This is a genomic window from Microbacterium sp. NPDC055521, assembly GCF_053619695.1.
Genome location: NZ_JBSHJX010000003.1, coordinates 169,249 through 190,856, shown reverse-complemented (window position 1 = coordinate 190,856; position 21,608 = coordinate 169,249). Strand labels below are relative to the sequence as shown.

Here is a 21,608-nt window from a genome sequence, read left to right as displayed (position 1 = left end):
CCCCCCTCCAGATTACTGGGCAGGGGCTGTGCCCTGGCTGTCGCCCCCGCCGACGGCGGGCGGGGTCGGGGTGGCGACGGCTTCGATCTGCTTCTCCATCTGCGGGGAGCGCGGGGACGGCAGGTCGTTCCCGCAGAAGGCCACGTAGCTTGCGGTCACCGTGGCGCCCGGAGTGCCCGTGATGGTGATCGGTGCGCTGAGCTGACCGCGGCCGAACGTGCGGTCGGCGTTGCCGTCGTCGAAGGTCGCGTTGGTGAGCTTGACCTCGTACGCCGACAGCGCCGGCACCCCGTTGGGGCACTCGAAGTTCGTCCAGTTCAGCGTCACGGTGGCACCGGTGGTGGGCGTGCCGCTGAGGCTCGGGGCCGATGACGGCGTCGGGATGGTGACAGCGGCCTTGTACGTCGTGAGCGTGATCAGGGTCCCCTCTTCGACGTTGCCCGATTCGCTGACGCTCTGCACCCAGCCCTCGCGGTCGGGGGTGGGAGCGGCGGTGTTGCCCGCGACGCACTCGCCCTGCAGGCCGTTGTCGACAAGGGTCTGCTTGGCCTCGTCGCAGGGCCGCTCGGTCAGATCGAGGTTGCCGACGTTGACGAGCGCCTTCTCCGTCGCGCTCGGCTTGGCCGAGGTCGGCTTCGGCTTGGGCTTCGCGGGGGTCGAGGATGTCGCGATGGGCCCCGCCTCATCCTGGTTGCTCAGCATGGCGATCAGCGTGCCGCCCAGCACGAGCACGAGCAGTGCGATCAGGGCGATCAGCGGCCACGTCCACGGGCTGCGCTTGCGCTTCTTCTCCTCCGGCTCGGTCGCCGTCGTCGAGGCGACGGCTGCTCCCGAGGGCAGCTGAGCGGTCGTCGGCAGGATGCGCGTGGCCTCCTCGCCGCCCATCCCGTTCAGGATGCGCGTCGCGTCATCGGCATCCGCCACACCCGCACCCGCGATGGCGGGCACCGCGATCGCGGCCGAGTTCAGGTCGCCGCGGCGCAGCGCCTGCGCGGCGCGCGAGACGGTCGCCGCCGACGACGGCCGGTCGGCCGGCTTCTTGGCGATCATCGCCATCACGAGATTGCGTACGGGCACCGGCACCGCGTCGGGCAGCGGCGGCGGCTGCTCGTTGATCTGCGCCATCGCGATGGCCACCTGCGACTCGCCGGTGAACGGCCGCTTGCCGGCGAGGCACTCGTAGGCGACGATGCCGAGGGAGTAGACGTCGGTCGCGGGCGACGCGGCGTGCCCCGATGCCTGCTCGGGCGACAGATACTGCACGGTGCCCATGACCTGCCCGGTGGCGGTCAGCGGCACCTGGTCGGCGATGCGGGCGATGCCGAAATCGGTGATCTTCACGCGCCCGTCTGGCGTGATCAGCAGGTTGCCCGGCTTGATATCGCGGTGCACGAGACCCGCGGCGTGCGCGGCCTGCAGCGCCGCTGCGGTCTGCGCCACGATGTCGAGGGTCTTGTCGGCGCCGAGTGCGCCGTCGCGCTCGAGGATGGTCGACAGCGCCTCACCGGGCACGAGCTCCATGACGAGGAAGGCCGAGCCGTTCTCCTCGCCGTAGTCGAAGACGCTGGCGATGCCCTCGTGGTTGACGAGGGCGGCATGACGGGCCTCGGCGCGGAAGCGCTCGAGGAACCCCGGGTCGCCCATGTACTCGTCCTTGAGGATCTTGATGGCGACCGTGCGCCCGATCACGTGATCGGTCGCCTCCCACACCTCACCCATGCCGCCGATCGCAATCCGCGACAACAGCTCGTAGCGTCCTCCGAACGACACACCCTGCGTCGGCCTCATCTGCCCAGCACCGCCTCTATGACCTTTTTGGCAATCGGAGCGGCGATCGCGTTGCCGCTGCCCGATGTGCCTCTTCCACCGCCGTCTTCGACGACGACTGCCACCGCGACCTGCGGATTCTCCGCAGGCGCGAAACCTGTGAACCACAGCGTGTACGGCTTGCCGCCGTTCTCCGCCGTGCCCGTCTTCCCGGCGACATCGACGCCGTCTATTCTTGCACCCGTCGCCGCGCCCGATGCGACGCCCTCGACCAGCACCGCGGTCAGCGCGTCGGCCGTCTCGCGATCGAGAGCCTGCGCGAACGCCTCGTCGTCGAACTGCCTGTGCACGGCGAAGTCGTCGCCGATCACGGCATCCACCATCCGCGGCTTCATCACGGTGCCCTCGTTGGCGAGGCCCGCCGACATCATCGCGATCGTCAGCGGAGTCGCGGTGACCTTGCCCTGGCCGAAGCCGGTGAGGGCGGTCGCGTCGTCGCTGAGCCCCGACGGGTAGGTCGACGGGGTGACGGCCAGGGGGATCTCGAGATCGGTGTTGAATCCGAATTTCTCGGCCATCTCGCGGATGCGCTTGTCGCCGAGCTCGACGGCGAGCTCGGCCATCGGGATGTTGCAGCTGAGTTTCAGCGCCTGTGCCAGCGTCGTGGTCTCGCCGTCGCCGCAGGCGCCGCCCCACGCGTTCGACACGGTCGTGGTCGTGCCGGGCAGCGTGTAGCGCGCGGGGTTCGGGAAGGTCGAGTCGAGCGTCCACTGGCCGGATGCCAGGGCCGCGGCCGCGACGATCACCTTGAAGGTCGAGCCGGGCGGGTTCAGGTTGCCGCCGATCGCGCGGTTGTACAGCGGCTTGCCGGGGTCGGTCGACAGGCGGTCGTACTCCGCCTCGACGGCCGCGGGGTCGTGCGCGGCGAGGGCGTTCGTGTCGAAACCAGGGGTCGACACCATCGCGAGCACGCGGCCCGTGGCCGGTTCGATGGCGACGACGGAGCCCTTCAGGCCCTGCATCGCGTCGTACGCCGCCTGCTGCACGCGGGGGTCCATCGTCAGCTCGACGCTGAGACCCTGCTGCGGCTGCCCGGACAGGATGCGCTCGATCTCACCGAAGAACGCGTTCGAGCCGGTGCCCGACAGATCCGAGTTGAGCGCCTGCTCGATGCCGGTGCGCGAGTCGAGCACGGGGTTGTAGTAGCCGGTGATCGGTGCCCACAGCGCCGGATCGCTGTACACCCGCTGGTACTGGTAGCGATCGTCGGCGGCCACCGAGGTCGCGATGGCCGTGCCGTCGACGATGATCGATCCGCGCTGGATCTGGTAGCTGTCGAGTCGGGTGCGCGTGTTCGCGGGATTCTGCCCCAGGCTGTCGGCGTCGACCACCTGGATCCAGCTCGTCGCGACGAACAGCGACAGGAACATGGCGAGGATGACGAAGCTCAGCCGTCTCAGCTCTCTTGTCATCAGCCGATCACCACCCTGGGCTGGCGGCGCACCGCGTCGCTGATGCGCAGCAGCAGGGCGACGATGAGCCAGTTGGCCACCAGCGATGAGCCGCCGGCGGCGAGGAACGGCGTGGTCAGACCGGTCAGCGGGATGACCCGGGTCACGCCGCCGACCATGATGAACACCTGCAGCGCGATCGTGAACGACAGGCCGGCGGCGAGCAGCTTGCCGAAGTCGTCCTGTCCCGCCATCCCGATGCGCAGACCCCGGCTGATGAACACCATGTACAGGCAGAGGATGGCGAACAGCCCGACGATGCCCAGCTCCTCACCGAGACTCGGGATGATGTAGTCGCTGTGCGCCAGCGGGGTGATCTGCGGGCGTCCCTGACCCCATCCGGTGCCGATGAGGCCGCCGTGGGCGAGGCCGAAGATGCCCTCGACGAGCTGGAAGCTGCCGCCGTCGCGGGAGATCACATCGGGGTTGAACGCGTCGAGCCAGTTCGTGAACCGGCCCTGCACATAGGAGAGCACTCGGGTGGCGAGGAACACGCCGACTCCGACGCCCGCGAGTCCGATGAGCACCCAGCTGGTCTTACCCGTGGCGACATAGAGCATGGCGATGAACATGCCGAAGATGAGCATCCCGGTGCCGAGGTCGCGCTGCGTGACGATGATCAGCAGCGAGAGCAGCCACACGACGAGCACCGGACCCAGCTCGCGCATGCGGGGCCAGGTGATGCCCAGAGCCCGCTTGCCCACCGAGCTGAGGCTCTCCCGGGTGCGGACGAGGTATCCGGCGAAGAAGATCGCAAGGCAGATCTTGGCCAGCTCGCCGGGCTGGAACGACACGACGCCACCCAGCGACACCCACACATCGGCGTTCACGCCGCGCGCGCGCAGGCCGGGGACGAAGGGCAGGATCAGCAGCACGATTCCGGCCAGGCCCGAGATGTAGGTGAACCGGTAGAGCACGCGATAGTTGCGCAGGGCGATGACGATCGCGATCGCGCCGGCCAGCGAGATCGCCGTCCAGGCGAGCTGCTTGGTCGAGTACATCTCCCAGCCGGTGTACTTCTTGGCGATGTCGATGCGGTAGATCATCGCGATCCCGAGTCCGGAGAGCACCGTGGCGATGGGAAGGACGAAGGGGTCGGCGTCGGATGCCACCGCGCGCAGCACCACGTGCAGCGCGAACACGAGCACGGCCAGCCCTCCGCCGATCGCGAGGATCATCGGATCGATCGCGCCGAGGGCCCCGAGCTGAACGAGGGTCAGGGATGCGCCCGAGATGAGCACCGCGAACAGCAGCAGCCAGAACTCCCGGTTGCGCTGCTTCTGCGGCATCCGGATCTTCTTCAGCGCCTTCAGCACGCTGGTGTCGGCCGAGACGGCGGTCATGGCGTCGGCACCTCCGTGGTCGCGGTGGGCGTGGGCGAGGGCTGCGGGGGCTCGACGGGCAGCACCATCTTCGCGAGGCGATCGGTGATCGCCTCGGCGTCGGCGAGCGAGCGGGCGTTGATGGTCCGCTCGACTGACGAGCGCTGGTACGACTGCAGGTCGGCGAGCAGGATGCCCGTGTCCTTCACCTCTGTCGACAGCGAGAACGGGCCGATGCTCTGCTGCACGCCGCGGTAGATGACGACGCTGTCGTCATCGGCGCCCACGTAGTAGCGGGTCTGCGTCCAGTTGTAGGCGAGCAGACCGGCGCCGACCAGGGCGAGGACGGCGAGGAACAGCGCGACCAGCCAGGCGATGCGGCGCCGGCGAGCACGACGTCGATCCTCCTCGATGATCTCCTCGAAGAAGTCGTCGGAGTCGGGTTCGAAGTGGCTGGGCTCGTTCGCGGCCTGCAGCACAGGGTGCAGCCATCCGGTGAGCGAGGGCCGCGGTGCCGGCACCGGCAGGTCCGCCGGGTTCGACGCCGCACCGACGATGGTCGGGGTGCCCGACGAGAGCGGATGCGCGCCGCCGACGTCGACGAGCACCATCGTCACGTTGTCGGGTGCGCCGCCGTCGAGGGCCTGCTTGAGCAGGTTGTCGGCCGTGCGGCCGGGGGCGAGCCCGAGACGCATCGCCTTCGCGATGTGCTCGTCGTCGACGACGCCGGACAGCCCGTCGGAGCACAGCAGCCAGCGGTCGCCTGGTCGAGTCGGCATGACGAACATGTCGAGGTCGGGGGCGATGTCCATGTCGCTGAGCACGCGCATGAGCACGGAGCGGCGCGGGTGGTAGCGGGCCTCTTCGACCGTGATGCGGCCCGAGTCGACCAGACGCTGCACGAAGGTGTGGTCGGTGGTGATCTGGGTGAGGGCGTCGTCACGGTACAGATAGATGCGCGAGTCGCCGATGTGCCCGATGACCGCATGGTCGTCGACCATCACGACGGCGCACAGCGTGGTGCCGAGGCCGGCGAGCTCCGGTCGCTCCTTCGAGGCCTGCACGAGGTCGGCGGCCGCGGTGGTGGCGGCCGCCTGCAGCTCGGCCTGCGCGTCGTCGGTGCTGGCGTAGGCGTGGTCGAGCGGCTCCATGCGCGCGATGGCCAGCGTCGAGGCGACATCTCCGCCGGCGTGGCCGCCCATGCCGTCCGCGACGACGAACAGGTTGGCGCCGGAGTATCCGGAGTCCTGATTGTTGGAGCGGACCTTCCCGGTGTGGGAGATCGCTGCACTCGAGCCCTCGAAGACCATCTGGATGCGGGGCCTTAGGATCGCAGCTCGAAGGTCGTGGCGCCCACCTTGACGGGGGTTCCGATCGCGACCTGCAGGGGTTTGTCGCCGAGGCGTCGCCCATCCAGGTAGGTGCCGTTGGTGGAGTCGAGATCCTGAATCGTCCAGATGTCGCCGCGCTTCGACAATCGGGCGTGGTGGCTGGAGGTGTAGTCGTCGCGGATCACGAGGCCCGACTCGCTGGAGCGGCCGATCGACAGCGAATCCGCCGAGCCCAGCGGCACCTCGAGTCCGGTCTTGGGGCCGGAGGTGATGATCAGGTGCGTGGGGATGCGGCCGTTCGCGGGCTCCCTCGGCGCCCGGGCAGCGGGAGCGGGAGCGGGAGCGGCGGCCGCCTCACCGGCGGGCATCTTGCGCACGCGGACGCCGAACAGGTCGGCGCGAAGCGAGTAGACGACGCCGAACACGAAGAACCACAGCAGCACCAGGAAGCCGATGCGCAGCAGCAGAAGCACGAGTTCGCTCATCGACGTGTTCCCCTCTCGGCCCCTGAGCTTGCCGAAGGGCTCACCGGCACGACGTGGAAGGTGAGCTCGGTGCGCCCGATCGTGAACGATGTGCCCGGCGTGAGTGCGGTCTCGCGGATCTTCTGCCCGTCGACCTTGGTGCCGTTCGTCGAGCCCAGGTCGCGCAGCATCGCGCGCTCGCCGTCCCACAGGATCTCGGCGTGCCGGCGGCTGGAGCCCGCGTCCGAGATGGTGATGTCGGCGTCGCCGCCACGGCCGATCACCGTGCGGGCGTTGGTTAGCGGATGCCTGCGGCCGTCGATCTCGACGACGCCCTGCCAGTCGACGGTGCTCTCGACGGAGGAGGAGTTCACCCGCACCACGCCGGTGGCGACGCGCTCGTCGGCTTCCATCGAGATGTGCAGCGGGCCGGCGAAGCTGTACCCCTGTGCCCGGGCGTGCGTCGTCAGCAGCGCGAAGAGCTCTTCGTGCAGCGCGCGTCCGAGGGCGGACATCCGCTGGTGATCGTCGGGGCTGAGCCGCACGAGGTAGTCGCTGGGCGTGATGATGCGGTCGCGGCTCACCACAGCCGCGTTCGTGTCGGCCTCGCGCCGCAGCGCCGAGGCGATCTCGACGGGCTGGACGCCGCTGCGGAAGGTCTTGGCGAACGCGCTGTTCACAGCGCGTTCCAGACCCTTCTCAAAGCTGTCAAGTAGTCCCACGAGGTTCCTTTGGCATGCCGACCGGTAGGGCCATCGTAGTCAGGCGGGCTGGATGACCGCTTCAGGACGTCGGCCGGGTTCGAAGCAGGCCGTCCATCGTGATAGCCTTTCGAGGTTGAGTTCTCCGGAACGAGACGACGCGCGAGTGGCGGAATAGGTAGACGCGCTGGCTTCAGGTGCCAGTGCTCGCAAGGGCGTGGGGGTTCAAGTCCCCCCTCGCGCACCCAATGGTGAAGGCCCCGGATCATCCGGGGCCTTCACCGTTTCCGCACGACGTGGGCGAAGGGCCTCACGCCGGCTCGGGGGTGGTGGCCGACGCGGCGGCGGGAAGGTACTCGTCGAGCACGAGCTCGCCGGTGGCGTTCAGTGCCGTCATGATCGTCGCGATCCGCTCCGGCCCGACCGGCGGGAGGACGGCCGCGTCGAAGCCGAACTGGATCGGGATCGCCGGATGCACCCAGATGGTGGTTCGGGCGTCTTCGGCGTCGTCGCCGCGCAGCCAGGTCAGCAGGAAGCTCTCGTTGCGGCGCAGCTTGGTGCCGATGACGATCTTGAGGTGCACGAGCGTCTCATCGTCGATCGTGATCGCCGGCTCAGTGCTGTCGTACTTCAGTCTTCCCATACTGGATGATAAGCCGCCCCGCGTTCCGGGCGCGGCCAATTCGATCGCACGGCAGCCCCGCGATCCGTGCTCCCCGTCACCACTCGCGGTACAGAACCGCCAGCGCCTGCACGCCGCCTGACCGATACGCGCGCAGCTGCCGGTGCGATCCGGTGCCCTCCGACCGCAGTCGTGCCAGATGCTCGTCGACGAAGGCCTCATCGCCGAGGGCGGCGAGTGCGGGCCGGATGCCGTCGAGCATCCGCTCGGTCGCCGCCCACGCGTCTTCGATCTCACCCTCGGGCGTGAACAGCCGCGCCTCCATGCCGTGGCGGGCCGCCAGCCACAGTGCCGCATCGAGCTCAGCGGCCGGCGGAGCGGCATCCGGCAGATCATCGGCCACGGCGATGGCGCGCGTGAGTGAGGCCTGCAGCAGCGCATCGTCGACCCGCAGCTGAGCGTCGGCGACCCGTGTCTCCACGGTGTCGAACCTCTCAGACAGGCGCACCGCCCACGAGGTCGATCCGCGCGAGGGGAGCAGCCCGACGGTCACCATCTGCTCGACGGTGCGGTGATACTCGTCCGCGTCGTGGAAGGCAGGAGGCGCCCACGACACGGGCAGCCGCCTGATGAGCACACTGCGCCAGCTCGCCAGCCCTGACGGCACGCCATACGTGAACGGCGAATTGGCGCTGAGGGCGAGCAGCACCGGCAGCCAGGCGCGCACTCGCCTCAGCGCGCGTACTCGCTCTTCATCGCCGACCACTTCGACGTGCACGTGCAGACCGTTGACCGCGTGCTGCCTGGTGAGTTGTCCGAGCAGAGTCGATACGTCGTCGTAGTGCTTCGACGCGGAGATCAGCGGCGCGCTCCACTGCGCGAGCGGAGCGCCGGTGGCGGCGACGAGCGCATTCTCCGGGGCCAGCTCCGCGAGCATCCGGCGCATCCCGCCGAGCTGCGACCCGGCCGCGCCCAGTGTGCGAACGGGATCCGTGGCGCACTCGAACTGGCAGGTGAGGTACTCGGAGGTGATCACGCCCCCGCCTGGCGCAGCGCCCTTGACCCGATCGACGATGCCGCTGCCCGACAGCGGGATCAGTGCGGACTCGTCGAGCAGCACGAACTCCTCTTCGACGCCGAAGCGCGTGGCATCCATCTGCTTCTCCTGTCGGCTGGGGATACGACAAGCGCCGCCGACCCGGAGGTCAGCGGCGCGATGTCAGGCGCAACGGCCGCGAAGGTTACTTGTCGAACGCGTCCTTGACGTCGTCGCCGATCTTCTTGGCGTCGGCCTTGACCTGATCGGTCTTGCCCTCGGCCTGAAGACGCTCGTTGTCGGTGGCATCGCCGATGCCCTCCTTGGCCTTGCCCACGAGCTTCTCGGTGTTGTGCTTGGCGTCGTCCATGGCTCCCATGGGTTCTCCCTCCGTTCGGGGCGGGATCACCGCCCGGTCTGACGTGGAGATGCCAGCGTGTCACCGGCGGGCGGGATGAGGCCAAGGGATTGACAGCCGCGGCGGTGCGCGATACGTCGCGGATGCTCGAGGAGGCATCCCGCATGAAGCGGCTCGGAGAGGTCGTCGGCCTCGCTGTGCTGACGATTCCTCTCCGAGCCTGCAATCCCCCTGTTGTCCCCCAGTTCGTATCCTGGAGGTGCATGCGGTGGGATCCGATCGTTTGTTCCCCGATTCCCCTTCGGTGACGGCTACTCCCCAGTTTCCGACGATCTCCACATGCGGTCGGTCCCTTCGCCTGCATCTCCCCAGAAGCTGAGGCGGGGGCCCGCTCTCATCATGGCATTGATTCTCCGATTTGTCCCCCATATGGGGGACAAATTTATCAAGACTCATGTATGCTGAATCCTGACGCACCCTCCGGTCGTCTTCGGCCCTCACCGCTCCCCCCGCGGTGGGGGCCATCCACATTTCATGCAACATTTGGATCACCTTCCGCTTCGACCTATTGACGGAAGGGTCCCCTGGGATAGCGTTAGCGCAGTCGGGGCATCCTGCGTCGACATGGCAATCAGCAGAACGGCAGTAGATGAGCACCCAGGGCACGGTCAAGTGGTTCAACTCGGAGAAGGGCTTCGGCTTCATCTCCCCCGATGACGGAGGCGCCGACGTGTTCGCGCATTACTCCGCGATCGCATCCAGCGGCTACCGGTCACTCGACGAGAACCAGCGCGTCGAGTTCGATGTGGCACAGGGCCCCAAGGGCCTTCAGGCCGAGAACATCCGCCCTCTCTGAGGCGGGTTCCGAACTCCCCGGTGCCGATCGGCGCCGGGGAGTTCTGCGTCTGCAGGGTGCTCGAGACTCAGCCGAGCAGCAGGGCGTGCAGCTCGTCGGCATCGGCCACCCGCGCCGTCGCGCCGTCGGCCTCATCCGGATGCCCGAAACCCCAGTCCGAGAAGATGACCGGGATGCCGTGCTCGGCCGCGCCGTCGACGTCGTGGTGGCGGTCGCCGATCAGCACCGGGCGCGACACGTCGACACCGGCGGAGCGCAGCCGGTCGAGCGCCTGGCCGACCACGAAGGCCTTGCCGTCGTGGTTGCCGACGCTTCCGACCCTGGCACCGGAGACCGCGGTGAACAGCGGCGTCAGCTCATAGTGATCGAGGATCGCCCGCACCTGGTTCTCGGGCTTGGTGCTGGCCGTCGCCTGCGGGATGCCCGCGGCGTGAACTGCGCGCAGCACATCGGCGACGCCGGGGTAGAGGTCCACCGAGGCCGCGTATCCGTCTGCCGCGGCGAGAGCGCGATACCGCCGCACCGCCTCTTCGGCCTGCGCGGCGTCCATTCCCGCGCGCAGCTCGAACGACTCCAGCATCGGCGGGCCGATCCACGACGACAGCGCCTCGGCCTCGGGCTCAGGCAGACCGTACGACGCGAACACCTGTTGCAGGCGGGGGAGGATGCCGGCGGACGCGTCGGCGATGGTGCCGTCGACGTCCCAGAGGACGCAGGTGTATGACGAGGCGGGCATGCATCCAGCCTACGGGGCGCAGAGGATGCTCAGAAAAGCCGGGGGATGCCCGACTCGATGCCCTTCATGCCCTCGTAGTCGAGCACGACGCACCGGATGCCGCGATCCTCGGCGAGCACGCGGGCCTGGGGCTTGATCTCCTGGGCGGCGAACACCCCGGTGACGGGCGCGAGGTGCGGGTCGCGGCCGAGCAGCTCGAGGTAGCGGGTGAGCTGCTCCACACCGTCGATGTCACCGCGCCGCTTCACCTCGACCGCGATGGCGGCGCCCCGGGCATCCCGAACCATCAGGTCGACGGGACCGATCGCCGTCGGGTACTCGCGACGCACCAGCGTCGCGCCCTCGCTGATGAGGTCGACCTGCTCGGCGAGCAGCCGCTGCAGGTCGGCCTCCACGCCGTCCTTCTGCAGGCCGGGGTCGATGCCGAGATCGTGCTGCGAATCGTGCATGATCTCGTAGATCTGCACGCGCAGCGCATCGCCGGTCTTCTTGTGGGTGACGCGCCACACCTCGATGACGCCGGCGCCGGCCTCCTCCTCGCCGGGGATCTCGGGGGAGAGCGAGCACGGCGGGCTCATCCAGTTCAGCGGCTTGTAGCTGCCGCCGTCGGAGTGCACGAGCAGGCTGCCGTCGCCCTTGTGCACCAGCAGGCGCGTGGCGAGGGGCAGGTGGGCGTTGAGCCGACCGGTGTAGTCGACCGAGCAGCGGGCGATGACGAGACGCACCCGTCGAGCCTAGTTCGTCAGGGCGGGGTCGGTGGCGCGCAACGGCTTCGCGGCCGACGAGAACAGTCCCGACATCACCACGAGCGCCACCAGGATGAACAGGGTGTTCAGCAGTCCGATGTGCTCGCTGATCAGACCGAGCACGGGCGGCCCGCCGAGGAAGGCGACATAGCCGATGGTCGCCGCCGCGCTCACCCGGGCTGCCGCCTTGGCCGGGTCGTCGGCCGCGGCCGACATGCCGAGCGGGAACCCGAGCGAGGCTCCGATCCCCCAGAGCGCGGCTCCCAGCAGCACGAGCGGCAGGCTGGGCGCGAGAATGAAGAGCAGGATGCCGGATGCCGCGGTCGCGGCGAGAACGCGCAGCACGGCGACCCGACCGAAGCGGTCGACGAGCGGCCCGCCGCACAGGCGCACGGCGGTCATGCCCACCGAGAACACGGTGAGCGCGAGCGCACCCATGCTCACCTCTTCGCCGTGGCCCTCGACGACGCCGAGGGCGATCCAGTCGTTGGCGCCGCCCTCGGCGAACGACATGCCGAGCATGACGATGCCGAGCGCGTACGTGCGCGGCTCGCGCCACGCCTCGAGAGCGGTGTTCAGACGTCGGCGCACCGACGGCTTCTCGTCGGGCGCCGGGTCGAGGGCCGCCTCGCGCACGGGCACCTGGACGAAGCAGATGACGGCAGCGGTGAGGATGATCGCGCCGATGATGCCGGCATGCGTGGCGACGTTCATCGAGAGCAGGGCGGCTCCTGCACCTGCGCCGGCGCCGATGACCGTGCCGAAGCTGAAGAAGGCGTGGAACACCGGCAGGATCGTCTTGCCCATCTGCTGCTCGATGGCGGTGGCCTCGACGTTCATCATGACGTCGACCGAGCCGTTGCCGAAGCCGAACAGCACCATGCCCAGCACGACGACGGGAATGGATCCGAACACGTCGGTGCCGACGCCGATGAGGATGACGCCCGAGCCGAAGAGCACCATGCCGATGAGCATCCCCAGGCGTGCGCCGGTGCGGGCCATCACGACCGGGCCGGTCGATATGCCGATGATCGACGAGATGCCCATAGCGAGCAGCAGCAGGCCGATCTGCGCCTTGTCGATCTGCAGCGCGGCTGCGATGCTCGGCACCCGTGACGCCCAGGTCGCGATCGACAGGCCGCTGGCGAGGAAGATCGCGAAGATCGCGATGCGCCAGCGGACGAACTGCGAGCGGGTGAGGGCGGTATCCATCCCGACAGTGTATCGAAACGATTCGATACACGAGCCCTTCGGTGGGAGCCGCGAGCTATCCTCGGAGCATGGGCACCGGGATGCGACGAGCGACGATCGCCGACGTCGCGCGCGAGGCCGGGGTGTCGACATCGACGGCATCGGTCGTGTTCAGCGGCAAGGTGAACGTCGCAGACGCCACCCGGGAGAAGGTCCTCGCGGCGGCGGCGGCCCTCGGCTACACCGGACCCGACCCTCGCGCCGCCTCGCTGCGCACGGGTCGCAGCGGCATCGTGGGGGTCGTGCTCGCCGGTGAGCTGCGGCACGCGTTCCTCGACCCGGTCACCACGGTGATGATGGATGGCCTGACCGACGCGCTGGCGTCGATCAGCACGGGCATCCTGCTGCTGCGCGACGACCCGCGCGACGACGAGCCGCCGGCCATCGCCGAGGCACCCGTCGACGCCGTCGTGCTGATCGGATGCTCGGCGCGGGCCGGCGAGCTGCTCGAGGTCGTGCGGCAGCGCGGCCTGCCCGTCGTGGTGATCGAGGGTGGGGCCGGTATCGAGGTTCCGCAGGTCACGCTCGACAATCGTGAGGCGAGCGCGACCATCTCCCGGCATGTATTCCAGCTCGGGCATAGACGAGTGGCGAGCATCACGCTGCCGGTGGACTCGGCGCGAGAGCGCGTGCCGCTGACTGCGGAGAGGGAGGCGGTGGCCACCGTCTCTGTCACGCTCGACCGGCTGGCGGGCTTCCGGGAGGTGTTCCCCGAGGCGGTGGCCGTCACGGCGGGGGGCAGCCTGGTCGACGAGGGCTACCTGGTCGCCCGCATGCTGCTCGCCACCGACGACGGAGCTCTGCGCGACGACCGGCCGACCGCGATCATCGCGCAGAGCGACCTGCTCGCCGTGGGCGCCATCCGAGCGGCTGAAGAGCTCGGACTGCGGGTGCCCGACGACCTCACGGTGGTCGGCTTCGACGGCATCGCCGCCGACGGGCTCGGCTCGCTCGAGCTCACCACCATGGCGCAGCCTGCGCTCGAAAAGGGTCGCGCGGCAGGCGAGCAGGTGACGCGGATGCTCGGGGGCGAACCGGGCGAATCAGTGCACTTCTCGTGCGAATTCCGCGCCGGCGAGACATCTGCCCCGCCTGTTCACTGAGTCGTCGCGCAGCGGGCATTCGGCCCCGCATTGTCTTCGGATTACGCTATGTGGTTATATAACCTCATAGCGTAACTCTCAGACCTCGCGAAGGCAGGCCAGAATGAACCAGCTGGGCCCGGCGGACATCCGTCGCAGCAATGCCCTCGCGTGCCTGTCTGCGCTGCGTGCGACCGAAGACCCGGTGACGATCAGCGAGCTGGCGGCGGTCACGGCGCTCTCTCGTCCGACCGTCGAGGCGGCCATCGCGGGGTTCGAGCGACGCGGGACGGTCGTCGCCGCGGCGGCATCGGCCGGATCCAGTGCCGGAGGCCGGCCGGCACGGCGGTACATCCTCGACGAGATGAGTGCGCTGGTCGCCGGCATCGACGCCGGTCCGCGCAACGTGCGCGTCCTCATCTCGGACCTCCGCGGGCGGGTCGTGAGTCGCGCCCACGCGACGGTGCCTGGGACGCCGACCGCCGCCGAGCGTATCGACCTCGTCACCGACACCGTGCGGCAGGCCCTCGCGGCGAGCGGCGCGGCCCCCGACCGACTGCATGCGAGCTGCACAGCGGTCTCCGGAATCATCGGCGACGACGGCCGACTCGTCGACAGTTTCGCCGTGCCGGAGTGGAACGGCGTTCCCATCGCAGAGGAGGTGGCGCGACGCTTCGATTGCGAGTCCCTGATCGAGAACGACATCAAGCTCGCCGCCTACGCCGAGCATCACATGGGTGCGGCACGCGGTATCGACGACATCCTCTTCATCCAGATCGGCAACCGGATCTCGCTCGCGCAGACCTTCGGCGGGCAGATCTTCCAAGGCGCTCATCGCAGCGCCGGAGAGGTGGGAAGCCTGCGCGGTATGCGCTGGACCCGCACCTCGGTGAAGGGGAACCTCGCATGGCGCACCGGGCCGACCGGCGAGGATGTGCTCGCCGCGGCATCGGCGGGCGACGTGCAGGCGCTCGAGGAGGTGCGCGGATTCGTCACCGAGATCGCGCCGCTGCTCAGCACGGTCGCACTGGTGGTGGATCCCGCCCGGATCGTCATCGGCGGGGGACTGTCGCGCGCGGGAGAGCTCTTCGTCGACATGCTCCGCGACGAGATCCACCGCCTGATCGTCCTTCCGGCGCAGCCCGAGGTCCTGGCCTCGCCGCTCGGCTCGATAGGCTCCGCGGCCGGAGCGCTCGCCCTGGCCTTCCAGCGCGGCTCGCAGCGCCTGTTCGGCATCCCGGATGCCCCGGTGCCCACCATCACCATGCCCGCCGACGGGAAGGCAGCGGCATGACGCTCCGAGTGGGGATCGTCGGCGTCGGCGCGCGAGCCGAGATCGGACGATGGGTGAACGATGCCGGCGTCGACGCCCGACTGGTCGCCGCCGTCGACGTGCGTCCCGAGGCGGCCGCGCGGGCCCGGCGTCTGTTCGGCGACGACGTCGCGTTCGTCACGTCCCTCGACGACCTCGTGGCGCTCGACGTCGACGCGGCGATCGTCACGACTCCGGACGACGCCCACGCGGATGCCGCGGAGTTCCTGCTTCGCGCAGGAGTCGCTGTGTACCTCGAGAAGCCCCTCGCCATCACGGTCGAGGACTGCGATCGCATCCTGCTCGCGGCGTACGAGTCAGGCAGTCGGCTGTACGTCGGGCACAACATGCGCCACATGGACGTGGTGCGTCGTCTGCGCGACATCGTCGCGAGCGGTGCGATCGGCGAGGTGCGAGCAGTCTGGTGCCGGCACTTCGTCGGCAACGGCGGCGACTACTACTTCAAGGACTGGCATGCCGAGCGTGCGAGGGTCGGCAGCCTCCTGCTGCAGAAGGGCGCCCATGACATCGATGTCATCCACTGGATCGCAGGCGCCTATACCGAACAGGTCGTCGGCATGGGCGACCTCATGGTGTACGACAGAGTGACCTCGCGTCGCGACAACTCCGATCGGCTGCTGCGCGACTGGTTCAGCCATGACAACTGGCCGCCGGAAGCGCAGATCGACCTCAACCCCACAGTGGACGTCGAGGACGTCTCGATGGTGCAGATGCGGCTCTCGAACGGAGTTCTCGCGTCGTACCAGCAGTGTCACTTCACTCCCGACTACTGGCGCAACTACACGATCATCGGCACTCGCGGTCGAGCCGAGAACTTCGGTGACACAGAAGGCGGCGTCGTGCGCGTCTGGAACCGTCGGCACGACTACCAGGAACGCGGCGACCTCGAGTTCCCCATCGCCGGCGACGCGGCAGGCCACGGTGAAGCCGATCAGCTGACGATGGCCGAGTTCCTCGGGTTCGTCGCGCACGGGGGAAGCACGGCGACATCACCCGTCGCCGCGCGCCAGGCCGTCGCGACGGGCATCACCGCCACCCAGTCCCTGCGGCAGGGATCGGTGCCGATGACCATCGCGCCACTCGCTCCATCACTCCAGCACTACTTCGACAACCATCAAGTCCCCGCCTGACGGCGGGCGGGCGCTGCCTGCGCCCACCGAACGAAAGAGAGAAACATGCGGTCCATGCGAAGCGGCATCGGCGTCGGCATCATCGTCGGTGCACTCCTGCTCACCGGCTGCTCAGGCGGCGGAACGAACGGCGGAGGCGAGGTCGACACCTCGCTCGATCCCGCCGACATCAGCGGCAAGCTGTCGTACGCCATCTGGGATGTCAATCAGCAGCCAGGGATGGAGGCGCTGATCGACGACTTCAACAAGACCTACCCGAACGTCAAGGTCAAGATCGAAGTCACGGCGTATGCGCAGTACTTCACCAAGCTGCAGACGCAGGCGTCGTCGGGCACCCTCCCCGAGGTGTTCTGGATGAACGGCCCGAACTTCCAGCTCTTCGCCTCGAACGACATGCTCGCGCCGCTGTCACCGCTCGTCGAGGCCGACATGCTCGACACCTCGAAGTACCCCGAAGCGCTGAACAGCATGTACAGCCTCGGCGACGAGCAGTACAGCGTGCCGAAGGACTTCGACACCATCGCGGTGTACTACAACCGCGAGATCCTCGAGCGGGCCGGACTGGAGGAGCCCACCTCCGACTGGACCTGGGATGACTACCGGGCGATGGCCAACCAGATCACCGACCGCCTCGGCTCGGAGGGGATCATCGGCACCGGCGAGAACTACGACAACCAGCCCATGCTCTACCCCGCTATCGTCAGCAACGGCGGCAGCATCATCAAGGACGGGAAGTCCGGCTACGACGACCCGAAGACCATCGAGGCGATCCAGTTCTGGCGCGACATGGTCGCCGACGGCGCCACGCTGACCCCCTCGCAGAACGCCGACACCACCGGCACTCAGCGCTTCCTCAACGGCCAGGCCGGGATGGTGTGGTCTGGCACGTGGCAGGTCGCACCGCTGCTGGACTCCGTCGTCAAGGACAAGATCGGCGTCGTCGAGCTGCCGCTTGCGCCCTCGGGCGACCGGCAGACCGTCATCCACGGCATCGGCAACTCGATGAGCGCGAAGGCGGCCTCCGACCCTGCCGCTCAGGCGTTCCTTGCGTATCTCGGCTCTGAGAAGGCCGCGCTCATCCAGGCCGAGATGGGCACCGCCAACCCGGCCTACGAAGGAACCCAGCAGGCGTTCGTCGACTCGGCACCGGCCTACAACCTGGAGATCTTCCTCACCGCCGCGGATGAGTACGCACAGCCGTACCCGATCTCGAAGAACACCAGCGCCTGGAACAAGTTCGAGACCGAGCTGCTCCCCGAGGCGTTCTCCGGCGACCGTCCCGTCGACGAGGTCGCGAAGGAGCTCGCGGAGAAGATGAACGAGGCTCTCGGCAAGGAGAAGTGAGTCGGATGAGCTCCGCACGGAACGGGGTGGGCGCGCGCACCGCGCCCACCCCGGCCGTCCCAGTCGCGAAGCGAACGCGATCGGCCGACGGCTACTGGCCCTTCGTCTTCGTCGCGCCGCTGTTCGCCGGCGTGATCCTCTTCTACCTGTGGCCGCTCGCCCAGTCCGCCTACTACAGCTTCACCGAGTGGGGAGTCTTCGGTGGAGCGACCTGGATCGGCGCCGAGAACTACGTGCGTCTGCTGAACGATTCGCAGACGCTGCGCTCGATCCTGAACACGGTGATCTACACGGCGATCCTGCTGCTCGGCATCCCGATCGCCACGGTGCTCGCCAGTCTGCTGAACCGGCCGGGGCTGCGTTTCGCGACCCTCTATCGGATCTGCTTCTTCCTGCCTTACGTGGCGATGCCCACGGCGATCGCCATGGTCTGGAAGATCATCTACAACCAGGACTACGGCATCATCAACGCGATGCTCTCCACCCTCGGCATCCTCGGACCCGCGTGGATCTCCACGGAGTGGTTCGCGCTGATCGCCGTGTCGGTACTGGGATTGTGGATGTCGATCGGCTTCAACATGATCATCCTCGCCGCCGGCCTGAAGGGGATCCCCGCCGAGCTGTATGAGGCCTCGTCGCTCGATGGCGCCTCGCCGACGCGACAGTTCTTCTCGGTGACCGTGCCGCTGCTGACGCCGTCGATCTTCTTCCTGACCGTCATGCAGCTCATCAACGGCTTCCAGCTGTTCGACCTGCTGTACGCGCTGCTCGGCCCGACCAACCCGGTGATGCCCAAGACGCAGTCTCTGGTGTTCCGCTTCTACGATGCGGCCTTCCTCGCCAACGACAAGGGCTACGCCTCGGCAGTGGCGATGGTCATCCTGCTCATCATCGCCGCGGTGACACTTCTGCAGTTCCGGATGCAGAGGAAGTGGGTGCACTATGTCGATTGACACGACCAGCACGACAGGGTCGGCGACCGAGGCGATGGTGACCCTCGGGCGACGCTCCGGCAAACGCCCCGCGGCCACGACGCGCGGCGGTCGCACGGGCAGCCACACGATCGCGCACGTCGTGCTCGCTCTCGCATCGCTGCTGATGATCTTCCCCTTCCTGTGGCAGGTGAAGCTCTCACTGTCGACCGAGGCGGAGATCATGGCGATCCCGCCGAACTTCTGGCCGTCCTCGGCCGAGTGGCAGAACTACGCCGAGGTGTTCCAGCGACTGCCGTTCCTCAGCCAGTTCTGGGTCTCGGTGGGCGTCACCGCGCTGCGCACGCTCGGCCAGGTGCTGCTGTGCTCGATGGCGGGCTATGCCTTCGCGCGCATGCAGTTCCGTTTCAAGGGCGTGCTGCTGGCACTCATCCTGTCGATCCTGATGGTGCCCGCGCAGGTCTACCTCATCCCGCAGTACCAGATCATCCAGGGATTCGGACTGCTCGACACCGTGCTCGGCATCGCCCTGCCCGGACTGTTCAGCGCGTTCGGCACCTTCCTCATGGTGCAGTTCTTCCGCACCATGCCCGCGGAGCTCGAGCAGGCCGCGCGTCTGGACGGGTGTAACAGCTGGCAGATCTTCTGGCGCGTGATGCTTCCGCTCGCCAAGCCAGGGCTCGTCTCCCTCGCCATCATCACGATCCTCGCGTCGTGGAACGATCTGCTCTGGCCGCTGGTGGTCGCCAGCACACCCGAATCGATGCCGCTGTCGGTGGGTCTCGCGACCCTTCAGGGCTATCGCGCCAGCATCCACACCGGAGTGCTGATGGCGGCCTCGCTGCTGGCGATGGCGCCCGTGCTCATCTCGTTCATCATCCTGCAGCGCCGGGTCGTCGAGGGCATCGCCTTCTCCGGGCTGAAATAGAAGGGAACTCATGACTCACTCAGCAGAGTCCGACCCGCTCGTCGTCGGGCTGGTCGGGGCCGGCGGCATCTCGCAGGTGCACGCCGCAGCGTGGAAGCAGCTGGGCGCGCATGTCCTCGTGCACTCGCTCGCGGGAGCGGAGGAGCTCGCCGCCCGGCACGACCTCGAGGTCGTCGGCTCGCTCGACGAGCTGCTCGCACGGGCGGAGATCGTCGACATCGTCACGCCGACGCACACGCACGAGCAGATCGCGCTCGCCGCCGTGGCGGCAGGTCGCAACATCGTCTGTGAGAAGCCGCTCACTCTCTCCGCCGAGGCGACGCGTCGAGTCCATGCCGCGGCGGTGCGGGCGGGCGTCCAGATCTACCCCGCGCACGTCGTGCGATACATGGCGCCGTACATGCGGGCGAAGGCCGCGGTGGATGCCGGGCGCATTGGCACGGTCGCGGTGGCGCGCTTCTTCCGGGAAGGATCATCGCCCGCAGACGGCACCTGGTTCCAGAACGAGGCGGAATCCGGCGGCGTGATCATGGACCTGATGCTGCACGACCTCGATCAGGCGCGGTGGATCTGCGGCGAGGTCGAGACGGTGTACGCGGTGCAGAATCCGCCGAGCGTCGACGGCATCAGTCCGCCGTTCGTCTCAGCGCACGTGTCGTTGACGCATGTCGGCGGCGCGATCTCGCACATCCACGCCACGTGGGGCGCGATCGGCACGGTGTTCAAGACCGGGTTCTCGCTCGCGGGCGATCGCGGCGTGCTGGAGTACTCGTCGCTGGAGAACACCGGGCTGGTGCTGGAGGCTCAGGGGCACGAGCAGGGCGACCTGACCATCCCCGAGGCGGCTGTGCGGGAGAGTCCGTACCTGACCGAGCTCCGTGACTTCGCCGAGTCGTTCCGCAGCGGGCGCCCCGCGCGGGTGAGCGCGGAGGACGGTGCGATGGCTGTCTATCTCGCTCAGGCGGCGCAGCGCTCACTGAGCACCGGACAGGTGGTGACGATGGCGGAGCTCGCGCAGCAGCGGACCTCCGACCCGGACAGCGCTCATCAGGCGCAGGAGGAGACAGCATGAGCACGGACAGGCCACTGCGCATCGCGATCGCGTCCTTCGCGCACCTGCATGCGACGTCCTACATCGCCGCCCTGCAGGCCAGGCCGGGGATCGAGCTGCTGGCGAGCGATCCGGACGGGGCCCATGCCCCGGATGACCAGCCGCGCGGCGCCGCCCTGGCAGCCGAGCTGGGCGTCGACTACGTCGACGACTACGACGCGCTCTTCTCGTGGGGGCCGGACGCGGTGATCGTCACGAGCGAGAACGCCGGGCACCGCGCTCTTGTCGAGCGGGCGGCGGCAGCAGGGGCGCACGTGCTGTGCGAGAAGCCTCTCGCCACCGAGGTCGACGATGCGCGTGCCATGGTCGACGCATGCGAGCGAGCCGGCGTCATCCTCATGGTCGCCTTCCCCGTCCGCTTCGCCCCGCAGTTCGCCGCGATGCGTGCGCATGTGCAGGCAGGCAGCATCGGCCACCCGTTCGCGATCGTGGGCACCAACAACGGCAAGATCCCCATCGACGCCCGCCGCTGGTTCACCGATCCGGATCTGTCGGGCGGGGGCGCGCTCGTCGACCACGTCGTGCACTGCGCCGATCTCATCGACGCGCTCACCGGCGGGGAACCCGCGGTGACGGTGTACGCGGCGGCGAACCGCATCCTGCATGCCGAGAAGGACGTCGAGGTCGAGACAGCCGGACTCGTGACCATCACCTACCGCAGCGGCCTCATCGCCACGATCGACTGCTCGTGGAGTCAGCCCGATTCCGCTCCGACCTGGGGCGGGCTCACCCTGAAGGTCACCGGCTCGGCGGGCTCGGTAGAGATCGCCCCGTTCGCCGAGCGCGTCGACGGGCAGGGCGCGGACGGTCCCATCCATCTCGGTTACGCAACCGACACAGATGCGGCCCTGCTTCAGGAGTTCCTCGACGCAGTCCGGACGACCGGAAGGGCCAGCGCCGGAGTGGCCCCGACCGTTCGCCCGCAACCGGATGGCGGTGTCGGCATTCGCACGGTGCAGATCGTGGATGCCGCTCGGCGATCCGCGCTGAGCGGCGCGCCTGTGGCCGTCGAGGCGCTTCCCGAGGAGTGAACGACGCGGCATACGA

Annotated in this window: 21 protein-coding genes and 1 tRNA gene; 10 read left to right on the top strand and 12 right to left on the bottom strand. The window is 68.4% G+C overall.

Annotation, left to right across the window (positions count from 1 at the left end):
* Positions 1 to 12: 12 nt before the first annotated feature.
* From ACWGSM_RS04440 to ACWGSM_RS04415, 6 genes are read right to left on the bottom strand one after another with little or no spacing between them, the layout of a single operon-like run.
* Positions 13 to 1,788, bottom strand: a complete 1,776-nt coding sequence (locus tag ACWGSM_RS04440; protein ID WP_452321760.1) for a serine/threonine-protein kinase — start codon at positions 1,786 to 1,788, stop codon at positions 13 to 15.
* A complete protein-coding gene (locus tag ACWGSM_RS04435; RefSeq protein WP_452321759.1) occupies positions 1,785 to 3,239 on the bottom strand; it encodes a peptidoglycan D,D-transpeptidase FtsI family protein in 1,455 nt (484 codons plus the stop codon). The genes ACWGSM_RS04440 and ACWGSM_RS04435 overlap by 4 nt, the downstream gene beginning before the upstream one ends.
* Complete coding sequence (locus tag ACWGSM_RS04430; RefSeq protein WP_452321758.1) at positions 3,239 to 4,621, bottom strand: FtsW/RodA/SpoVE family cell cycle protein; 1,383 nt, start codon at positions 4,619 to 4,621, stop codon at positions 3,239 to 3,241. The genes ACWGSM_RS04435 and ACWGSM_RS04430 overlap by 1 nt, the downstream gene beginning before the upstream one ends.
* A complete protein-coding gene (locus ACWGSM_RS04425) occupies positions 4,618 to 5,910 on the bottom strand; it encodes a PP2C family protein-serine/threonine phosphatase (protein ID WP_452321757.1) in 1,293 nt (430 codons plus the stop codon). The genes ACWGSM_RS04430 and ACWGSM_RS04425 overlap by 4 nt, the downstream gene beginning before the upstream one ends.
* A 14-nt stretch (positions 5,911 to 5,924) precedes the next feature.
* Positions 5,925 to 6,416: an FHA domain-containing protein FhaB/FipA gene (locus ACWGSM_RS04420; protein ID WP_452321756.1), complete on the bottom strand. Its 492-nt coding sequence runs from the start codon at positions 6,414 to 6,416 to the stop codon at positions 5,925 to 5,927.
* On the bottom strand, positions 6,413 to 7,117 hold the full coding sequence (locus tag ACWGSM_RS04415) for an FhaA domain-containing protein (RefSeq protein WP_452321755.1): 705 nt from the start codon (positions 7,115 to 7,117) through the stop codon (positions 6,413 to 6,415). Before ACWGSM_RS04415 ends, ACWGSM_RS04420 begins: the two co-directional genes overlap by 4 nt.
* 139 nt (positions 7,118 to 7,256) lie before the next feature.
* On the opposite strand from ACWGSM_RS04415, the gene ACWGSM_RS04410 reads away from it, so the two are divergent.
* Positions 7,257 to 7,340, top strand: a tRNA-Leu gene (locus ACWGSM_RS04410).
* 66 nt (positions 7,341 to 7,406) lie between these two features.
* On the opposite strand, the gene ACWGSM_RS04405 is transcribed toward ACWGSM_RS04410, so the two are convergent.
* The 3 genes from ACWGSM_RS04405 to ACWGSM_RS04395 form a co-directional block, all read right to left on the bottom strand.
* Positions 7,407 to 7,739 carry a DUF7882 family protein gene (locus ACWGSM_RS04405; RefSeq protein ID WP_452321754.1) on the bottom strand — a complete coding sequence of 111 codons (333 nt, stop codon included), beginning with the start codon at positions 7,737 to 7,739 and terminating at the stop codon, positions 7,407 to 7,409.
* Between the two features lie 76 nt (positions 7,740 to 7,815).
* On the bottom strand, positions 7,816 to 8,874 hold the full coding sequence (locus ACWGSM_RS04400; protein ID WP_452321753.1) for a carboxylate-amine ligase: 1,059 nt from the start codon (positions 8,872 to 8,874) through the stop codon (positions 7,816 to 7,818).
* 85 nt (positions 8,875 to 8,959) lie between these two features.
* Positions 8,960 to 9,133 (bottom strand): CsbD family protein, encoded by a 174-nt coding sequence (locus ACWGSM_RS04395; RefSeq protein ID WP_099196818.1) that lies wholly within the window; start codon positions 9,131 to 9,133, stop codon positions 8,960 to 8,962.
* Between the two features lie 628 nt (positions 9,134 to 9,761).
* On the opposite strand from ACWGSM_RS04395, the gene ACWGSM_RS04390 reads away from it, so the two are divergent.
* Positions 9,762 to 9,968: a cold-shock protein gene (locus tag ACWGSM_RS04390; RefSeq protein ID WP_071641060.1), complete on the top strand. Its 207-nt coding sequence runs from the start codon at positions 9,762 to 9,764 to the stop codon at positions 9,966 to 9,968.
* 67 nt (positions 9,969 to 10,035) lie between these two features.
* Here the strand turns inward: ACWGSM_RS04390 and ACWGSM_RS04385 are convergent, their stop codons facing one another.
* The 3 genes from ACWGSM_RS04385 to ACWGSM_RS04375 are packed head-to-tail and all read right to left on the bottom strand — an operon-like array spanning position 10,036 to position 12,662.
* Positions 10,036 to 10,704 (bottom strand): HAD hydrolase-like protein, encoded by a 669-nt coding sequence (locus ACWGSM_RS04385; RefSeq protein WP_452321752.1) that lies wholly within the window; start codon positions 10,702 to 10,704, stop codon positions 10,036 to 10,038.
* 29 nt (positions 10,705 to 10,733) lie between these two features.
* A complete protein-coding gene (gene nucS / locus ACWGSM_RS04380) occupies positions 10,734 to 11,429 on the bottom strand; it encodes an endonuclease NucS (RefSeq protein WP_452321751.1) in 696 nt (231 codons plus the stop codon).
* 9 nt (positions 11,430 to 11,438) lie between these two features.
* A complete protein-coding gene (locus ACWGSM_RS04375) occupies positions 11,439 to 12,662 on the bottom strand; it encodes an MFS transporter (RefSeq protein ID WP_452321750.1) in 1,224 nt (407 codons plus the stop codon).
* A 68-nt stretch (positions 12,663 to 12,730) separates the two neighbouring features.
* On the opposite strand from ACWGSM_RS04375, the gene ACWGSM_RS04370 reads away from it, so the two are divergent.
* From ACWGSM_RS04370 to ACWGSM_RS04335, 8 genes are all read left to right on the top strand, one after another.
* The gene (locus ACWGSM_RS04370; RefSeq protein ID WP_452321749.1) at positions 12,731 to 13,804 is read left to right on the top strand and encodes a LacI family DNA-binding transcriptional regulator; all 1,074 of its coding nucleotides are present in this window, start codon (positions 12,731 to 12,733) and stop codon (positions 13,802 to 13,804) included.
* Positions 13,805 to 13,907: 103 nt separating this feature from the next.
* Entirely contained in the window at positions 13,908 to 15,077 is a 1,170-nt protein-coding gene (locus ACWGSM_RS04365) for an ROK family protein (RefSeq protein ID WP_452321748.1), read from the top strand.
* Positions 15,074 to 16,246 carry a Gfo/Idh/MocA family protein gene (locus ACWGSM_RS04360; protein ID WP_452321747.1) on the top strand — a complete coding sequence of 391 codons (1,173 nt, stop codon included), beginning with the start codon at positions 15,074 to 15,076 and terminating at the stop codon, positions 16,244 to 16,246. The genes ACWGSM_RS04365 and ACWGSM_RS04360 overlap by 4 nt, the downstream gene beginning before the upstream one ends.
* Positions 16,247 to 16,291: 45 nt before the next feature.
* Complete coding sequence (locus tag ACWGSM_RS04355; RefSeq protein ID WP_363381924.1) at positions 16,292 to 17,590, top strand: ABC transporter substrate-binding protein; 1,299 nt, start codon at positions 16,292 to 16,294, stop codon at positions 17,588 to 17,590.
* A gap of 5 nt (positions 17,591 to 17,595) precedes the next feature.
* Positions 17,596 to 18,543, top strand: coding sequence for a carbohydrate ABC transporter permease (locus tag ACWGSM_RS04350; RefSeq protein WP_452321746.1), 948 nt, complete (start codon positions 17,596 to 17,598; stop codon positions 18,541 to 18,543).
* A complete protein-coding gene (locus tag ACWGSM_RS04345; protein WP_452321745.1) occupies positions 18,533 to 19,450 on the top strand; it encodes a carbohydrate ABC transporter permease in 918 nt (305 codons plus the stop codon). The genes ACWGSM_RS04350 and ACWGSM_RS04345 overlap by 11 nt, the downstream gene beginning before the upstream one ends.
* A 10-nt stretch (positions 19,451 to 19,460) precedes the next feature.
* A complete protein-coding gene (locus tag ACWGSM_RS04340) occupies positions 19,461 to 20,522 on the top strand; it encodes a Gfo/Idh/MocA family protein (RefSeq protein ID WP_452321744.1) in 1,062 nt (353 codons plus the stop codon).
* The gene (locus ACWGSM_RS04335) at positions 20,519 to 21,592 is read left to right on the top strand and encodes a Gfo/Idh/MocA family protein (RefSeq protein WP_452321743.1); all 1,074 of its coding nucleotides are present in this window, start codon (positions 20,519 to 20,521) and stop codon (positions 21,590 to 21,592) included. The genes ACWGSM_RS04340 and ACWGSM_RS04335 overlap by 4 nt, the downstream gene beginning before the upstream one ends.
* Positions 21,593 to 21,608: the final 16 nt, after the last annotated feature.

What these genes read in the sequence shown, in the direction of transcription:
- ACWGSM_RS04440 (WP_452321760.1), bottom strand. Translation starts at nt 1,788, where the DNA reads ATGAGGCCGACGCAGGGTGTGTCGTTCGGAGGACGCTACGAGCTGTTG.
- ACWGSM_RS04435 (WP_452321759.1), bottom strand. Translation starts at nt 3,239, where the DNA reads ATGACAAGAGAGCTGAGACGGCTGAGCTTCGTCATCCTCGCCATGTTC.
- ACWGSM_RS04430 (WP_452321758.1), bottom strand. Translation starts at nt 4,621, where the DNA reads ATGACCGCCGTCTCGGCCGACACCAGCGTGCTGAAGGCGCTGAAGAAG.
- ACWGSM_RS04425 (WP_452321757.1), bottom strand. Translation starts at nt 5,910, where the DNA reads ATGGTCTTCGAGGGCTCGAGTGCAGCGATCTCCCACACCGGGAAGGTC.
- ACWGSM_RS04420 (WP_452321756.1), bottom strand. Translation starts at nt 6,416, where the DNA reads ATGAGCGAACTCGTGCTTCTGCTGCTGCGCATCGGCTTCCTGGTGCTG.
- ACWGSM_RS04405 (WP_452321754.1), bottom strand. Translation starts at nt 7,739, where the DNA reads ATGGGAAGACTGAAGTACGACAGCACTGAGCCGGCGATCACGATCGAC.
- ACWGSM_RS04400 (WP_452321753.1), bottom strand. Translation starts at nt 8,874, where the DNA reads ATGGATGCCACGCGCTTCGGCGTCGAAGAGGAGTTCGTGCTGCTCGAC.
- ACWGSM_RS04395 (WP_099196818.1), bottom strand. Translation starts at nt 9,133, where the DNA reads ATGGGAGCCATGGACGACGCCAAGCACAACACCGAGAAGCTCGTGGGC.
- ACWGSM_RS04390 (WP_071641060.1), top strand. Translation starts at nt 9,762, where the DNA reads ATGAGCACCCAGGGCACGGTCAAGTGGTTCAACTCGGAGAAGGGCTTC.
- ACWGSM_RS04385 (WP_452321752.1), bottom strand. Translation starts at nt 10,704, where the DNA reads ATGCCCGCCTCGTCATACACCTGCGTCCTCTGGGACGTCGACGGCACC.
- ACWGSM_RS04375 (WP_452321750.1), bottom strand. Translation starts at nt 12,662, where the DNA reads ATGGATACCGCCCTCACCCGCTCGCAGTTCGTCCGCTGGCGCATCGCG.
- ACWGSM_RS04370 (WP_452321749.1), top strand. Translation starts at nt 12,731, where the DNA reads ATGGGCACCGGGATGCGACGAGCGACGATCGCCGACGTCGCGCGCGAG.
- ACWGSM_RS04365 (WP_452321748.1), top strand. Translation starts at nt 13,908, where the DNA reads ATGAACCAGCTGGGCCCGGCGGACATCCGTCGCAGCAATGCCCTCGCG.
- ACWGSM_RS04360 (WP_452321747.1), top strand. Translation starts at nt 15,074, where the DNA reads ATGACGCTCCGAGTGGGGATCGTCGGCGTCGGCGCGCGAGCCGAGATC.
- ACWGSM_RS04355 (WP_363381924.1), top strand. Translation starts at nt 16,292, where the DNA reads ATGCGGTCCATGCGAAGCGGCATCGGCGTCGGCATCATCGTCGGTGCA.
- ACWGSM_RS04350 (WP_452321746.1), top strand. Translation starts at nt 17,596, where the DNA reads ATGAGCTCCGCACGGAACGGGGTGGGCGCGCGCACCGCGCCCACCCCG.
- ACWGSM_RS04345 (WP_452321745.1), top strand. Translation starts at nt 18,533, where the DNA reads ATGTCGATTGACACGACCAGCACGACAGGGTCGGCGACCGAGGCGATG.
- ACWGSM_RS04340 (WP_452321744.1), top strand. Translation starts at nt 19,461, where the DNA reads ATGACTCACTCAGCAGAGTCCGACCCGCTCGTCGTCGGGCTGGTCGGG.
- ACWGSM_RS04335 (WP_452321743.1), top strand. Translation starts at nt 20,519, where the DNA reads ATGAGCACGGACAGGCCACTGCGCATCGCGATCGCGTCCTTCGCGCAC.